Annotated in this window: 15 protein-coding genes; 6 read left to right on the top strand and 9 right to left on the bottom strand. The window is 45.7% G+C overall.

The window, feature by feature from the left end; genetic code table 11:
• Window positions 1-33 precede the first annotated feature (33 nt).
• Window positions 34-1,815 (top strand): ABC transporter substrate-binding protein, encoded by a 1,782-nt coding sequence (locus P364_RS0120240; RefSeq protein WP_024631899.1) that lies wholly within the window; start codon window positions 34-36, stop codon window positions 1,813-1,815.
• A gap of 61 nt (window positions 1,816-1,876) precedes the next feature.
• On the opposite strand, the gene P364_RS0120235 is transcribed toward P364_RS0120240, so the two are convergent.
• Together P364_RS0120235 and P364_RS0120230 are read right to left on the bottom strand one after the other, a co-directional pair.
• Window positions 1,877-3,229, bottom strand: coding sequence for an FtsW/RodA/SpoVE family cell cycle protein (locus P364_RS0120235; RefSeq protein WP_024631898.1), 1,353 nt, complete (start codon window positions 3,227-3,229; stop codon window positions 1,877-1,879).
• On the bottom strand, window positions 3,226-3,561 hold the full coding sequence (locus P364_RS0120230; protein ID WP_024631897.1) for a PadR family transcriptional regulator: 336 nt from the start codon (window positions 3,559-3,561) through the stop codon (window positions 3,226-3,228). Before P364_RS0120230 ends, P364_RS0120235 begins: the two co-directional genes overlap by 4 nt.
• A gap of 297 nt (window positions 3,562-3,858) precedes the next feature.
• On the opposite strand from P364_RS0120230, the gene P364_RS0120225 reads away from it, so the two are divergent.
• Entirely contained in the window at window positions 3,859-4,443 is a 585-nt protein-coding gene (locus tag P364_RS0120225; RefSeq protein ID WP_024631896.1) for an AAA family ATPase, read from the top strand.
• A gap of 182 nt (window positions 4,444-4,625) precedes the next feature.
• On the opposite strand, the gene P364_RS0120220 is transcribed toward P364_RS0120225, so the two are convergent.
• On the bottom strand, window positions 4,626-6,788 hold the full coding sequence (locus P364_RS0120220) for a hypothetical protein (protein ID WP_024631895.1): 2,163 nt from the start codon (window positions 6,786-6,788) through the stop codon (window positions 4,626-4,628).
• A gap of 398 nt (window positions 6,789-7,186) precedes the next feature.
• The gene (locus P364_RS0120215) at window positions 7,187-8,026 is read right to left on the bottom strand and encodes a YitT family protein (protein ID WP_024631894.1); all 840 of its coding nucleotides are present in this window, start codon (window positions 8,024-8,026) and stop codon (window positions 7,187-7,189) included.
• A gap of 375 nt (window positions 8,027-8,401) precedes the next feature.
• Here P364_RS0120215 and P364_RS0120210 point away from each other — a divergent pair, with 375 nt between their 5' ends.
• The 3 genes from P364_RS0120210 to P364_RS0120200 all read left to right on the top strand — a co-directional run bounded on the left by P364_RS0120210 (window position 8,402) and on the right by P364_RS0120200 (window position 11,298).
• Window positions 8,402-9,460 carry a fatty acid desaturase gene (locus tag P364_RS0120210; RefSeq protein ID WP_024631893.1) on the top strand — a complete coding sequence of 353 codons (1,059 nt, stop codon included), beginning with the start codon at window positions 8,402-8,404 and terminating at the stop codon, window positions 9,458-9,460.
• Between the two features lie 93 nt (window positions 9,461-9,553).
• Entirely contained in the window at window positions 9,554-10,702 is a 1,149-nt protein-coding gene (locus P364_RS0120205; RefSeq protein ID WP_024631892.1) for a sensor histidine kinase, read from the top strand.
• Window positions 10,699-11,298, top strand: a complete 600-nt coding sequence (locus tag P364_RS0120200) for a response regulator transcription factor (protein WP_024631891.1) — start codon at window positions 10,699-10,701, stop codon at window positions 11,296-11,298. Before P364_RS0120205 ends, P364_RS0120200 begins: the two co-directional genes overlap by 4 nt.
• A 145-nt stretch (window positions 11,299-11,443) precedes the next feature.
• Here the strand turns inward: P364_RS0120200 and P364_RS36290 are convergent, their stop codons facing one another.
• From P364_RS36290 to P364_RS0120185, 3 genes are all read right to left on the bottom strand, one after another.
• Window positions 11,444-12,358: a hypothetical protein gene (locus P364_RS36290; RefSeq protein ID WP_024631890.1), complete on the bottom strand. Its 915-nt coding sequence runs from the start codon at window positions 12,356-12,358 to the stop codon at window positions 11,444-11,446.
• Between the two features lie 60 nt (window positions 12,359-12,418).
• Window positions 12,419-13,159 carry a polysaccharide deacetylase family protein gene (locus P364_RS0120190; RefSeq protein WP_024631889.1) on the bottom strand — a complete coding sequence of 247 codons (741 nt, stop codon included), beginning with the start codon at window positions 13,157-13,159 and terminating at the stop codon, window positions 12,419-12,421.
• 399 nt (window positions 13,160-13,558) lie between these two features.
• On the bottom strand, window positions 13,559-14,062 hold the full coding sequence (locus tag P364_RS0120185) for a ferritin (protein ID WP_024631888.1): 504 nt from the start codon (window positions 14,060-14,062) through the stop codon (window positions 13,559-13,561).
• Window positions 14,063-14,236: 174 nt separating this feature from the next.
• Here P364_RS0120185 and P364_RS0120180 point away from each other — a divergent pair, with 174 nt between their 5' ends.
• Entirely contained in the window at window positions 14,237-15,496 is a 1,260-nt protein-coding gene (locus tag P364_RS0120180; RefSeq protein ID WP_029881143.1) for an amino acid permease, read from the top strand.
• Window positions 15,497-15,549: 53 nt separating this feature from the next.
• Here P364_RS0120180 and P364_RS0120175 read toward each other — a convergent pair whose 3' ends face one another.
• Window positions 15,550-15,669: a hypothetical protein gene (locus P364_RS0120175; RefSeq protein ID WP_024631887.1), complete on the bottom strand. Its 120-nt coding sequence runs from the start codon at window positions 15,667-15,669 to the stop codon at window positions 15,550-15,552.
• 99 nt (window positions 15,670-15,768) lie between these two features.
• Complete coding sequence (locus P364_RS0120170; protein WP_024631886.1) at window positions 15,769-16,026, bottom strand: YolD-like family protein; 258 nt, start codon at window positions 16,024-16,026, stop codon at window positions 15,769-15,771.
• Between the last annotated feature and the right edge of the window lie 56 nt (window positions 16,027-16,082).

Raw genomic sequence — 16,082 nt, 5'->3', positions numbered from 1 at the left:
CCATCGTGATCATCTCCCAGGAGGGCTTCATATTTGAAATTACACCAGCAATATCTGCTGCTGCATAACCGACTTGGTCACAAGACAGAACACGAAGTTACACTTGCCGACCTTGCTGAACTACTTGATTGTACACACCGTAACACGTTAACAATCGTCAAAAAAATGGTTGCCAACGAATGGATTCGTTGGGTGTCCCAACGCGGACGCGGACGGCGTTCAACGCTAACCCTGCTTGTTCCGGCTGATCAAATTGCAGCAGAATACATGATGCAAGCCATGAATCGCCGGGAGCTGCAGCAAGCTGCCGAACAGGTTGGTGCTTACTCCAATTCTATGACGATGCAGGATCACCTAAACCAGTGGCTGCTTGGTTATTCTGGACATCATACGGAAGCTGGCAGCCATAATGAGAGAATTGATACGCTCAGGTTACCGATCCGCCAACAACTGCATGCGCTTGATCCTCTTTTTATCAATTTGCTGGCAGAATCTTTTGTCACCAGTCATGTGTTCGACGGGCTGGTTCAACGTAATGAACATGGGGAGATTGTTCCTTGTCTGTCTCATACCTGGGATGTCAGTTCAGACCGGAAAACATGGTTCTTTTATTTGCGTAAAGGGATTACTTTTCACAATGGACACCTGCTGACTGCCGCAGATGTGGTGTATACATTTGAACGTCTGCAATCCACGGAACGACGGACATTATACCGCGATGTGAGCAAACAAATTCTATCGATTGAAGCAGCAGATCCCTTGACCGTATGTTTCAAGCTTAGAGCCCCACACGAATTGTTTTTGCCGTTTCTTTCTACGAGCCGTGCAGCGATTGTTGCTTTACAAGCCCCATACGGGCAACAGAAAGATGGAGAAAATGACCCAGACGTATCGAATACCATGCAGATACCTATAGGAACGGGGCCTTTCAAGGTCACTGACTGGGATGATCACCTGTGCAGACTAGAAGCTTTTCCGATGTATTTTCAAGGCAGAGCCCATCTGGACCGTGTAGACATTCTACAAATTCCGTGGAGTGCCCCTGCACATGTGGATGAAAAGCAAGAGATCGAATCTCCCTTCTTTCACCTTGTTCATAATCCATCTTCGTCTGCGGGTAGGGACTGGACGCAGATTAGTGCAGGCGTGATGGTGTGCAAATTACTTACTTGTAACACGCAAAAAACCGGACCGCTAAGCGATCCGGATGTAAGAGCACATGTTCAGGCATGTATTGCTGAATTGTATAGGAATGGCATGAATGAAAGTAATGAAGGTGATCCAGGAGATGCTGATAAAGTGTTGATGAATGCAGAAGATTTGACTTATTTGTCTCAGCACCCCACTTTTGATCTACCTATCCCCTTGCACATCACAACCATTCCTCAGTATCGGATGGATGCTAGACGTTTGGCATCGTCATTGGAAATGTACGGCTTCACATGTACTGTCCGCATAGGCACGATGGAGGAATTCAAAGGGAACCTGAGACTGGAATCCGATCTGATTCTCTTCTCCCTGATTCGGGACCGGGACGAAGAATTGCGCAGATACGATCTTTATCTCACTTTATCCGAACATCTGGATAACTATTACAAGAAGATTGTTCAAGAGATGCTGCAAACCGTTGTTGCTTCGCAAATATTCGCAGACCGAACTGGCGAGCTGGATCGGATCGAACAATTTTTAGTGCAGCAGAGTCTATTGTTACATTTAACTGAAAAACCGGTAGAGACTGCCTACCTGCCTTCCGTTCGCGGACTCTCCTTTAACAGCCAGGGTTGGGTAAACCTCCGTCACATCTGGTTCCCGTGATTAATCATTTAACGAGAATAACTATATCTTCGTTTCAAGATGCGGTAATGATTTTGGATGCCTATGAACTGATCATTGGATCAGCATCCACCTTCTGCCGCATTTTTTCATTTCTCTTCGAATTGGTATCCTTTCGACGATAAATACCGAGAAGTAAACCGAGCATGGCATATTCGAAAAGCAGGTGATTTCCATATCCTATTAAAGGAAAAACAATGCTGAGAATTGGAACCTTCCCGGTAGTCATCGCCAACGAATAGAGGATTTGCATTGCAAACATAGCGGTGATACTGACAATAATCATACGACCAAAATCATCCCGGATGCGAGGAAGTATCTTCACCATACTGGCAACAAACCAGATGATACCCACCAATAACAGTATCCCGGCTGACCAGCCAAACACATCAATGAGCAGCACACCTGGGTAATCCTTATAGCCCGTTTTAAACATGTCGAACGTTGTATCCATCCCATTACCCCACCAGCCCGCTGATCGAATAACTTCAATAATGGAATTGTTGGTATAACCATCCCCATATGGGTCAGCCTGAAGATTCAAAACGACAGAGAGCCTCTCTAGACGTCCATATTGATCCGCAAAAAACAATAAAAATACAAATACACATCCTGTTATTACAGCACCTACGACCGTATAAAGCCATTTTCGCGTGAGCCAGCCAAATAAAATAATGGACATTGTGCCAAATAGAAACATGCGAACCCAGTCCGATATTTGAAACAATAGCACTATCGGTAACGCTACCATTGCAATGTAGGCCAATATGGATTGCATATTACAATTGGAACGAAGCTTGTCCAGCATAATTGTGCCAATGGCAAGTGGCAATACCCACATTGAAACTGTCGTCACATCTAGCACAAAGCCGAATGGTAACACCCAAAACCTATTTATACCATTGTAAGTTGAAGATAGCACTGGATTGATCCACAGCATGGCATTAAGCAGAATATAGATCCACCAGGCCGCTTCTTTAAATTTCCGATAATCAAAGTAAACAAAGAACAACATGAATATGAAACCCATAACAGTGTATATTACATGATTGCTATACAGTTCCTGATATATTTCCACTGTAACATTGGTCGTAAAAATCCACATTAACAACAGGCTTACTGTTGCCAAACCAAGTAATCCAACTAACAGCCCCCAATGCATACGATAACGATGCAATCTGTGCATACTTTTGCCGACAACTGCGGGATCACCCATCTGCTCAATAGCGTATGCCGCTGCCTCTTCCTGGCTCAGTCCCTCTTGCTGCTTGTCCAACATCATTTCTTCCATGTGATTGCCAAGCTCATCACGCAGATCCGTATGTACTTCACGTGCCTTAACCTGACTACACATTTGATCAAGATAATGTTTAACCTTCTCATGTCGATCCGTCATGTAAGCCCCCCCTCCCCAAGCACCCGATCCACGGCTCCGCGGAATAAAAGCCACTCGGCTTTTTTATGTTGTAACGCTTCCACACCCTTATCACAAATTGAATAATATTTACGCTTCCTACCTTCAACCTCCATCCAGTAGGACTCCACCCATCCTTCAAGCTCCATCGCGTGCAAAATGGGATATAACGTGCCTTCTTTCAAATTAAACACACCTTCGGATTGACGATGGAGTTCCTTGATCAATTCATAACCGTAAAGCGGCTGTTCCTTCAGTAGCGTAAGAATCAATGTCTCGGTACTGCCTTTAATCATTTGTTTGTTTACCTGCAAAGCTGTCACTCCCTTTTTTCATGCTTCACCGTCCAATAACATCAACCACTTTTACCTCTTTTTAAAAATAAACGTGAACCTAATAAAATCACTTGGCTATATACATCGGAAATCTATGCATAGTAAAACTAGGTATTATATTACCTGATTCTTCCTTTTCTGTCTAGCTATGAATTGGATACGTTTATGATAAAATAAACAAGTCATTTCACATCTGAGATACTATACTGGATCTCTCTATTCTTTGTTTTCATATTACATATTCGTTCTAACCATTATGAGGAGGCCATCCAAACCATGAGCAAATTGATATTCTTTCTCGGCGGGGCCGGGAGCGGCAAAACAACCCTTGCCAAAGCCCTCTCCCGTAAATATAAAGCTGCTTTTTTTGATATGGATATCCTGCTGCGTCCTGCTGCGGAAGCAATAATGACCCTACAGGGACTCGATCCATCCGATCGCGATTCACCGGAATACAAACGGTTATGCCGTGACCTGGGATACCGTATTACGATGGATGCTGCACTCGACAACGTGCAATTGGGAATCGATACGGTTGTTGTCGGACCCTTTACCAAAGAAATCGGAACTCCGGACTGGATCGAGCAGGAACTCGCACGGATCGGACGTTCCCTCGACGATACGGATGTACGTGTAGCCTATATTTATCTGGCAAATGAAGCGTTGTATCGTGAGCGGATTACAGACAGACAATCTCCGCTGGATGAGTGGAAGCTGGAAAACTGGGATGCCTTCACAGCTTCACTTACCCGAAAACAAGTCGCCTGGCCGTTGCCTGCTTCAGCCGTGGCTTATATCGATAATTCCGATGAGAGCCCTGATATCGCGTTTGCTGAAGTCGAACAACGAATATACGAATAAACATGGAATGACCCTGAACCCATCCGTTCAGTTCACTCTCATGTTTGCTTATACGCTCATTAATCCAAACTTAAAAGGGGTATATGTCATGATGACCCGCGCAGGTCCAACGTGACATATACCCCTTTACAATGAGCTATGACCAAACGTTACATCCAGTCTCCATCCTCGTTACATCCTAGTTACAAAAAATGCTTCGTAATATAATCCTGCTCCAGAGGTGTAATCACGGTGCGATCCACGGGTGGCCCTTCTGTCAGATACTCTGCCACTTCAGCCACTCGATTGGATTCCAGCTCTGCTGTAAATACGAGATTGGCCATCCCTAGTGTCTCCACCAATGTTCCCCTAGCTTTAGCGTGAAGCATGAATAAAGTATATAAATCCGGTCGTTTCAGCTCCGTCATTGCTCGCGCTATCCAAGCCAAATCGGCCTTGTTGTTCTCCTCAGTATGATGCATTTTAGGATGTCTCTTTAGGCCGAGATCACACCACAAAATGCGGCGTTCCTCTACATCAATAATGGCCGGAATACAAATACGGGCATCGGCCGTCAGTTCCATTCGCTCCTGCACCGTTGAAGGTTCAAACATCTCATCCGACTGTGGCGCCTGACGCATCATCCAGCCAGCATAACACTCCGGTAGGTCCTTGAAGGCATCTGCCTTGAATGCGTCAACCATGATCACCATATAACGTGCGCCCAACCTGGAAACCGACGGCAAGTGCACATCCATATACTTTGCCACTCTTTCAGGTGCCGTCACCATATCACCGCTATGCGCAGCCTGATATTCGTCCGCTTGCCGATAGGTGCAGGATGTCTGACCCATATAACGCCACATCGGATCATAAAGTACACTCGACAGATCGGCATCCACACGACCGGTTGGTTCAGCGCCCATCATGCCTTCTTTCCACCACAGGAAAAAGCGAACCGTATCTCCAGTGGGCAACGATAGCCATGACGCACGCGATAGAGCTCGAATGGATTCGCTTGCCCGGCGTTTCCCCCATGGAACCGTAAAGTCTTGAAGTCTCTCATCAATATAGACGTTACCAAGTGGGGGAAACCCGGCAAATCGTTTCAACAGTATATGCTCTACCGCAGAAATTACCGTATGAATATCCTCCAGTGATATGGGCTGCAAAGGTTTAGTGGAGACATACAGATTTGCCGTGTTGCCTTTTGGGAAAAAGCTCTTCCTGGCCTGGAACTCATTCCTTGTGCTGAAGTGGGCCAACACCCGAAGCAGCGCCCGAGTCGAGACCTTTTCTTCCACAACTTCCAATTTGCCGATCACATGCTGTACCGGAACACCGAAACGAATCATTCGGTCCAGCTGACCGACCATCTCTATTGGACGTTCTGTGAGCGTCTCCAGAATAAGCTGGTTATCCTTCTGTTCAAATGCCCGTTCCACCCTGCCATGAAAGGTAAGCGGTCGTTCACCACGTCGCAGCTGGTTCAGCGCCGCTACTGCCTTTGGATAACGGTGCTGATACTCACCCGGATGCAATCGCTCGGCCAATCTCAGCCAGCGTCCTTTATATCGAAACAAATCTTCCAACGGGTCCGAAGCCGCCTCCAGTAAAGCGAGTATTACCCGACGTTCAGATCGGTTAAATGAACGGAAGCGGGTATTCTCCTTCAAAGTGACATCTCCATCGGAACAGGCCACAGCCAAGCACAATATATCTGTTGCTGTCCGCAAATGCCGCTGGAATTGCTCCAATGAAGCACGCCCCGCCTTTAATAAAGCCGCACAGTAAATGGCCGCATTTTCCCTCACAGGTATTTGCTCTGGCTCTGGCTCATATGCGGACCAGCCCTCATACTCTGTTACAAACCAAATCAACTGATCTCTTGCAACTGGCTTTAACGCAGCTTTCGCTGCAAGCAGGTCTAATCCCACTTGGTAAAAATCCGCTTCACTGCCGAGCTGAATTACACGCAGGCGCAGCTTGCCCAGCCATAATATGCGCTGCTCCTGTTCATTTTCATGTTCAGGAAACTGCTGTCTCCAGGAGTGCATCAAAACAGTCAGATAAAGCTGACTCTCCTGAATATTCATTTTTTGCTTGGGAAATCTGGGATACATGATGGTTTCCTGTAAATCGATTTCTTTCACCTCTTGAAGCTCACCCATCAGTCGCTCAAACCAGGAAACAAATGTGCTCCGTTCCCAGGTACGCAGCACATCTATTAATTTCGTCGAAAACGTATATCCCAGCGATTCTAAATTTCTAAGTGCAGTCGCCAATATACGCACAGGCAGCTTGCCCTTGCGCTCTGCGATGATCACTTTCAAATTCCTGCTGAAATAGATTGAGAATAAGTCCATTACTTGTACTCTCCCACATGACGATAATATATTCAGCATTGGTATACTTGGCCTATCTCGTGACGGTTCTTCATATGTATAAAGCGGTCCAAAAACTAAAAAAATCAGGGAAGCGGTACCCCTAGTACTATTAAGAGTTCAGAAGGAAGGGATACCATAGCCTGATTAATGCATATTATATCTTATATTTGCAGATTAGAGAATATCACATCGGAAAGAGCGCAGCAGATTACCACGTTCTTATTAACGAAATGAATTCAATATATCATCGGTTCCACAAGTGTACAGCTTTTTGTCTTTGCTCCTTGGCGTATAAGAATTTACAAGATGTACAACAAAAAAAGCCGCAGTGATAAACACCGCAGCTCCCTTACTTCTTTACATACACGCTTCATTCATTACGATTTGGACAATTCAATGAATCCTTCACCAAATACGTCACGCACATCATGAATCGTTATGAACGCAATTTCGTCCTCTGCTCGCACAATCTTCTTCAGCATCGGGACTTCTTGTTTGCTAATGACAATATATAAGATCTCTTTCGGGTTCTTCGTATAATAGCCATGACCAGACAGGACGGTGACTCCCCGATCCATCTTCTCAATGACCTGCTGAGCAATGGCATCCTGTTTGGCAGATATAATCGTAACTGCTTTTTTCGGATTGAGCCCTTCAATAATGAACTCCATCGTTTTGGTCCCAACGAACAGCATGACAATCGTACACATCAACCCTTGCGGCCCTATAATGAAGAATGAAGAGAACGCCACGATCAGATCGAAGAATAACAGTCCATAACTGATGTTCCAATCCAGATATTTGTTGGCAAGTCGGGCCAGAATAACCGTCCCCGCCGTTGTGCCTCCTACTCTAACAATCAAGCCGATACCCAGACCGGCAAATAATCCACCAAAAATAGTATTGATCCAAAGCTCGTCCGAGGCGATCGTCCAGCTCTCGGTCAAGTGCAGGAACAGCGAGTTGAATACCACCGCAATAATGGTATACACCGTAGTCGTTCTGTCCAGAAACTTGTACCCCACAAGCAACAAAATACCATTCAGAAGCAAGTTCATGAGTCCAGGAGACCATTCAAAGAGATAATACAAAATAATGGTAATCCCGGTAACGCCACCTTCAGCCAAATCATTCGGGATGACGAACAGGTTTACTGCAAGTGCGAACAGAAATGCACCCGCCATAATAAATAGAATATCCGTTATTCTTTTCTTCATCATTCACTCCATCCAATCCATCAGAAAATCAACCTATCAACCAATTTCATAAGTTGTCATAACCACTCAATGATAGATTCTACCATGCCATGAGCAAAATTTGTATACATAATACAAATTGTTGCGCGAATTGTACAAAGGATTCTGAAAACACTGCTTTTTCAGCTCTACAAAGCGGATTTGCTTCGTCCACCCATGACATTTGTCATGGATCATCATTGATATTCATCATTACAAAGTGCTGACGTTTATGACTTACTGCACTGGACGCATTCTTATACAATGATAAAAACGCCTCACTCGGAGACATTTTCCCAGGAAGCGTTAGGTTATGACTGAGTACAGTTATCGACCATTGAAGGAGGACGTACGTCTATGAGCAGAACCAAAGAGATGGCGCTTAAAAAAGAAGTAACCCCTTATGAGAAAAATAATCTTCGCCTGAGTATCCAACAATTAGTGAATTCCATACTGCCACTATTATTATTATGGGCCGCAGCGTACTATAGCCTGTCCGTGTCCTACTGGCTGACATTTCCGATTGCCCTCGTAGCCTCGGGATTTGTCCTTAGAACGTTTATCATTTTCCATGACTGCTGTCATGGTTCATTCTTTAAAAGCAAACGTGCCAACGACATTCTGGGCACCATTACAGGGGTATTAACCCTGACGCCCTACCTGCAATGGAAAAACGAACATTCCATTCATCACGCAACGAGCAGCAATCTCGATAAACGTGGTGTAGGTGATATCTGGGTCATGACCGTTGATGAATACAAAGCCGCTTCCCCTTGGGGTCGTCTCTTCTACCGTATTTATCGTAATCCGTTTGTCATGTTTGGTATTGGACCCATTTATGTGTTTTTGTTCGCTTACCGCTTTAACCGTAAAGGTGCAAGACGTAAAGAGCGTATGAATACTCACCTGACTACAGTGCTGATTGTAGCCCTTTATGCCTTTATGTGTTGGTTAATCGGCTGGCAGGCTTTTGTACTGGTGCAAGCACCCGTATTTTTCTTCTCTGGCTTCTTCGGTATCTGGCTGTTCTATGTACAGCATCAATTTGAAGATACGTATTTTGAACATGAAGATGAGTGGAGTTATGTAAAAGCTGCTGTAGAAGGTAGTTCATATTATAAACTGCCAAAATTGTTGCAGTGGATTAGCGGCAATATCGGGTTCCACCATGTGCATCACTTGAGCCCACGTGTACCCAACTATTATTTGGAAGAAGCACATAACGCAACACCGCCATTGCAGAATGCTACAACGATTACGCTTCGTTCCAGTCTGGCTGCCCTTCGCTTCCGTCTGTGGGACGAAGAATCCAAGCAATTTATCAGCTTTGGTGAGATCAAAACCTTATCCCGCAAGCCTTATGTTCAACCGCCTATCCGAGTAAACAACCAAGCGGGTCTGACAGAGAAGCCTTAACTCTGTCGGATTCGTTTTCTTGTATTCAGGCTAAAGTCATGCTACAGTCAGGCTAAGTTTGAGTACACTGCAAGTCCGAGGAGGAGAATTTTCATTCAAAAGTGGATGCAGCTCTTTTATAAAAATACAGGTTTAAATCCATATGTATGGCTAGTCTTTTTCATCCTGCCCTTCTATTATATTTCGCAATATTCCAAATTGTGGCCCATGGTGGCGGGAATTTTCATCATCCTGTTCTTCTTCGTCTGTTATCTGCTTGCCTTCATCACGAAGGGCTGGCAGGTGTATATGTGGATTGGACTGCTGATCGCCATATCGATTACGATGACCATCGCATATGATTATGCTTACTTCTCGTTGTTTCTTGCTTTTTTTATTGGGAATATTAAAAATAAAGCCGGTTTCTTCACCCTCTATTCAGTGAATTTGGCGGCCAGTTTTCTAACCATTAACTATAGTTTCATCAAGCAGAGCACCCTGTTGCTCAGTCAGTTTCCGTTTGTATTCATCAGTCTTATGGCATCCATTCTGCTCCCGATCAGCACGTATAACAAAAACAAACGGGAACAGCTGGAAGGCCAACTGGAGAATGCCAACAAACGGCTGGATGATCTGGTGAAAATGGAAGAACGGCAACGCATCGCACGAGATCTGCACGATACACTTGGACAGAAGCTCTCCCTTATCGGTCTAAAAACCGATTTGGCGAGGCGTCTGCTTCGCAACAATCCCGATCAGGCCGAGATCGAATTGAATGACCTGAGACAAACAGCGAGCACGGCCCTGAAGGAAGTTCGAGAGATGGTAACCACCATGCGTGGTACACAATTAGTAGATGAGCTATTCCGTGCCGAACAGATTTTGAAGGCGGCCTCGATTGAATATGTACTGGAAGGCAATCCGAAATTGCAGGATACGTCCCAGCTGAATGAAAATGTGCTCGGCATGTGTCTGAAAGAAGCTGTCACGAATGTTGTCAAACACAGTCAGGCAGCTGTATGCACCATCCGTATTGAGGAAACACCGTCCGATAATGTGCTGACGGTTCAGGATAATGGCGTCGGAATCGAACGTACCCGCAAACAAGAACGGCGTGGTACTGGAATCTTGGGTATGAAAGAACGACTTGAATTTGTTAATGGATGTCTGGATATTCGCTCCGGAGCAGGCTTGGAAGGTACAAGCATTGTCATCCATGTTCCCAAGCTAGTCCGCAAACCAATTAAGGAGGTTGAAGAATGATCAGGATCGTAATCGCCGAAGACCAGCGTATGATGCTGGGGGCCTTGTCTTCCCTGCTCAACCTGGAAGAGGATATGGAGGTGGTTGGGCGTGCAAGCAACGGACAGGAAGCCCTTGCTCTTGTCCGTGAGCATATGCCCGACATCTGTCTGATGGACATTGAAATGCCCGTCAAAAGTGGCCTGGAGGCCGCTGAGGAACTTAAGGGTATGAACTGTAAAGTCATTATTTTGACAACCTTTGCCCGGACTGGCTATTTCGAACGCGCTTTGAAAGGCGGTGTACGCGGTTATCTGTTAAAGGATAGCCCCATCGAAGAACTTGCTGAAGCGATCCGTCAGGTCATGAATGGAAGACGTATTTTCGCTCCCGACCTGGTGGATGAGGCTTATGTACAAGAAAATCCGCTGACCGAACGTGAAAATGCCGTTCTCGGCCTGATGGCCGACGGCAAAAATACAAAGGAAATTGCCGGACATCTATTTATTACAACCGGCACGGTGCGGAATTACATCTCTATTATCCTCAATAAGTTAAATGCGAGTAACCGTATTGAAGCCATTACCCGCTCAAAAGAAAAAGGGTGGTTTAAATGAAAGTACCGCTTTAACCCACTGAAACATAAATAAATAAGGTACGACGATGGTACGATGTACCTTGCTAATACAAATAGGCTGGTCTGGAGCACTCACTCCGGGCCAGCCTATTTCCTTTTGAAGCTTCATTTTAAAGCCATACGATTTATTTTACAGAAACCACCATGCCCAAAGCTTCCAGAGGCACCTGCTCGGTCTGGAGCTGATGAATCTGCTTGCCCTCTTGCCAGGAGATCGTTACATTGACGCTTTTACCACCGCTTGGGTACTCCCCATTGACGAATCCTTTTTCCTTTGGTACAGGCAGTGTATGGGACTCCAAATATTCCACCATTCTCTTCGCAATCCCCGGATTGTTCATGTTATCCTGGGAAACAGATCGAATCTGAAGCGTCCATCTTCCCTCTGTCCAAGTGAGATACTGACTGCCCGCCGCGCCTTCAGTCATGCCCTTGATGCCATGTCCCAGATCCACTGTCATATCCTTCGGCACGTCATTCAAGTCTGTATCAGGGAAAATATCCGTACTGTTCGGATCCTTATACGTCTTCACTTCATAGGATGCCAGAACAGGCACCTTGCTGCCAGAGGCCGTCAACGAAGCATCATTCACCGCAACAGGCTGGTCAGTAGAATAAAAATTAATATGGAACGCATCTGAGGTGTTCGATGTAATCGATGCAGTCAGATGTTTTCCTTTTTCCAAGGAAAATGAAGTAGGGAACGAAGCGTTTTTCATCTTCAGCTGACTGCGGATGTCCTGAATGATGTCTTTTGAGCTTTGCTGGGCTTGACCGTTACTGGCCGTTTCCGGATTCGATGTTGATGTCCCGCTGCCTACCGAACCTTCCGTGCCCGTTGTTCCTGTTGTATCTGTTCCGCTATCTTTCGTTCCACCGGAGAAATCCGCTCCTCCACTTCCTGACTGAGTCTGTTCGCCAACCGCAGGGGATGTGTTATCCGCTGTTGATGTTTTGGTATCCTGACCACCACACCCTGCAAGAGCAAGCAGCACTGCTGTTGTCACAGGAATCGTCATCCATAATTTAGGTTTACTCATGTTGTTGTCCTCCTTGAAGCCGTTATTGAGATTAACTTACATTGTTGTCCAGCCAGTATATTAACGTTTGTCATTCCAGAAATTCACGGGCTGTACTTTCTTCGTCAGCACTTCAAAATGGTATCCTTCTGCTTTCAGTGTTTTTAACACTTGCGGAAGTACTTTTAATGTCGCTTCCTGATCGTGCATCAATACCACAGGGGTGGTTCCGCTTTTTTGCACATTATGGATCTGCTTCATCACGCTGTTGTACACTTTCTGATGATCCTTCTTGTATTTCCAATCTTCGGAATCCACATTCCAATCCCACAGATGGAATCCACCCTGACCTAATAGAACATTGCGGTATGCGGGTTTGAGATACGGTTTGCTACCGTACGGAGTGCGAACGAGACTCGTTTTGACGCCTGCCACTTTGTTCAGACTTTCATTTGCCTGCTGCATTTCTTTCAAACCACTGTATGCGGATTTATAAAATTTGCTTGGAACATGCGTTACACCGTGCAAGCCCAGTCCATGTCCGTCTGCAACGATACGCTTGGTGGCCTTCTGAAATTTCTCCATCTGAGGTCCGAGCATGAAGAAGGTCGCTTTGGCATTGTACTGATCCAGAATATCCAGCAATTGTCCCGTGTGGGCGGTCGGCCCATCATCGAAAGTTAGATATATGATCTTGGAGCTCGCTTTATTTCCAGCATTCTTGGATGTGGATGATGTAGCTGAAGCCGATTGCGGCAGTAACAATGGAATGATGAATAGAATAGCAAGTGCAGTGATGAACGTTTTACGAATATGTAGCATAATAAAAGTCTCCCTTATGTCTTGTATTTCCCCGGGTGTCGATGTTTCTCTCAATGCAGCCCTTGGCGATAATCCTAATACTATCAAAAAGAGTGCGTCCCATTCTCGTTTCAAATGCTACGTTCGAGTTACACTTTTGTCAGATTAACCAAAAAAATAAAACGAATTTGATAGATTTGCTCGAAAAAGAACATCCGACGGGATAGATCAATGTTGACATATAATCTATTAACCCAGATTGTGGCTTCTGATAGATTTATCACTGGAATTTATATGAAACAAGCGAGGCAATCTTAAAATGATATAACAAAAAAGCCTGCCCGAGAGCAGACCTTTCATATGTAGATCGATTTTCTTTTCGTTCAGATTAATCCTGATTACAATTGCTAACGTCCATCATTACTCTGCTGGAGCAGTAAACGAACGTTTGCCAAATTCGGCGTCCAGCATGTAGAAAGCATTGCTGTCTTTTTCGATGCGGCGTAACTTCTGAATGATATTGTCAAACAGAGCTTCCTCTTCGACTTGCTCATCAATGAACCATTTCAGGAAATACATTGTGGCATGTTCACGCTCATTCAGGGCAATATCAGCCAGATTGTAGAATTTCTTCGTATTTTGCTGCTCATGTGCATATCCGTGTTCAAACACATCCAGCATCGAGGAATACTCATTTTTTGGTTCAGGCAATGCAGCGAGGGTTGCACGCTGGCCGCGATCATTCAGAAATTTGTATATTTTCATCCCGTGGAACCGCTCTTCCTCCGCCTGCACGATGAAGAAATTCGCAAATCCATCCAGGCTTTTGCTCGAACAGTAGGCAGCCATCGCAAGATATACATGCGCTGAATAAAACTCGAAGTTCATCTGTTCATTTAGAGATTCTGTCAACTCTTTACTCATCAGGAATACACCTCATTCTTTCTCTAGGGATGGTCCTATTCTACCATAACGACAACTGGACTTACATTGATTTTTCTACAAAATTCGCCAATGACTGATTACCTCTCTTCCTATATAATTACATAGTTCTCGCTCTAAAATCATTTTATTCTGGAAGGCAGGCCTTTTTATTTCATGAACACATCTACGCAGCTCAAAAAAAACATAGGCATGCCGCAAGCTGTTGCGCTTTATATAAGTGCAGTTCTTGGTTCAGGTGTCCTCATTGTACCCGGACTTGCTGCCGAACTGGCAGGCCCGGCTTCACTCCTCGCCTGGGGAGGCATGGTTCTGCTGATTCTCCCGCTTGCCCTATCCATGGGACTACTCTCGGCACGCTACCCCAACGCAGGAGGCGTGTCCCATTTCGTTACTCTCGCTTTCGGACAACGGGCAGGAGCCTTAGTTGGCTGGTTCTTTCTGATGTCCGTTCCCATCGGTGCTCCCGTGGCTGCCCTTACAGGTGCAGGTTATATGACAGCAGCACTTGGACTTGGGGACGGATATCGAACAGCGATCGCAGCAACCATGCTCGCGGCTGGACTGATCATTAACATCGTGGGCATGCAGGTCGCCGGAAAGGTACAGATCGGCGTCGTGCTGGCGATTATTATCGTGCTCGTCATGGCGTTTGTGTTCGCTATTCCAAATATGGAATCCATACATTACACACCATTCATGCCGAACGGTTGGGTAAGTGTCGGTCAGGCTGGCGCCATTCTGTTCTGGTGTTTTATTGGTTGGGAGGCTGTATCTCACCTGTCTGAAGAATTCACTGATCCACGCAAGGCAGCTATTAAAGGCGTAACGATTGCAGCTATCATTGTAGGCGTGCTCTATTTTCTGACTGCTCTGGCGACAGTCGGAACGCAAAGCTATCTTCATGGCGGAGCAGATGTCTCCCTTGTATGGATTATTAGTCAGGCTCTCGGTTCCTGGGGCGGATTAATTGCCGGGCTGACTGGCATATTTATTTGCACCGCTACGGTCATTGCATACGCTGGTGCCGCTTCACGTGTCGCTTATGCCCTGGCAAGACAAGGGTCTGCCCCGCAATGGATGTCCCGTTTATCCAGTCGGTACCATACTCCAATTGCTGGAATCGGCTTCCTCGCCATCTGCTTCACTCTCGTATTGGGTATCTATGGATCTGGTCTGGTGTCGCTAACCACGCTCATTCAGTTGCCCAATGCAACGTTTATTCTCACCTATCTTGGCGGATGCGCAGCAGGAATCCGATTACTCAAGGGCAGTCGTACTGGGGTAACAATCAGCTGGATTTCCTTTGTGGCCACAGCTATCGTGTTCCCTTTTGCCGGGTGGGCCGTTCTCTACCCTGTGGTGATCGTCGTTCTCTTCGGACTATTCAACCGAAAACGACATAACGGCATATAAAAAAAAGCTCTGCCGCTATGGCAGAGCTTCCTTTATTCATCTGGAATAATTAATTATACCAAGAACGCTTTGGAGATGATAACCAACAGGATGAACAGAACCAGAATGGCACCTACAGAAGTAAAACCTCCGTATCCGTAGCCTCTTGCTTCTCCACCTAATACTTCGCTCATTGACGTACCTCCTCTGCAACAGGTATGCGTTATCTTATGCAGGGAGAACGGATTTGACAGGGCGGAAGCCCTGTTTCAGATATTGTTTATAATCTCCGCTCAGTACCGTGGAGAATCAATCCGCATAATGTCCAGGAACGGCACTTTGGCTGTCAATTCTTCCTCTGTATACTCTACATGCACAAGCCGGGTTCGTGAATCCAGCTTCACAATGACCCCATGAACCTGATCTTCCTTGCCCCAAACAGTCAGCAACACTTCCGAACGTTCATGAAACGCTTCAACCAGTTGGTTCCCCAGCTCTTCCAGTTCAAACTCATCCCGGGTAGGTCTTTTTGCAACTTTTGCTTTTGCCAATGTAGCGGCCTCCTCTATAGCTAATCCGACGACCCGAATCCACGGGTTATTTGCCG

The organism is Paenibacillus sp. MAEPY2 (genome assembly GCF_000499205.1).
Lineage (GTDB): Bacteria > Bacillota > Bacilli > Paenibacillales > Paenibacillaceae > Paenibacillus > Paenibacillus vandeheii.
Note: the sequence above shows the minus strand (reverse complement) of the source record. Positions and strands in the feature narration are given on the sequence as shown.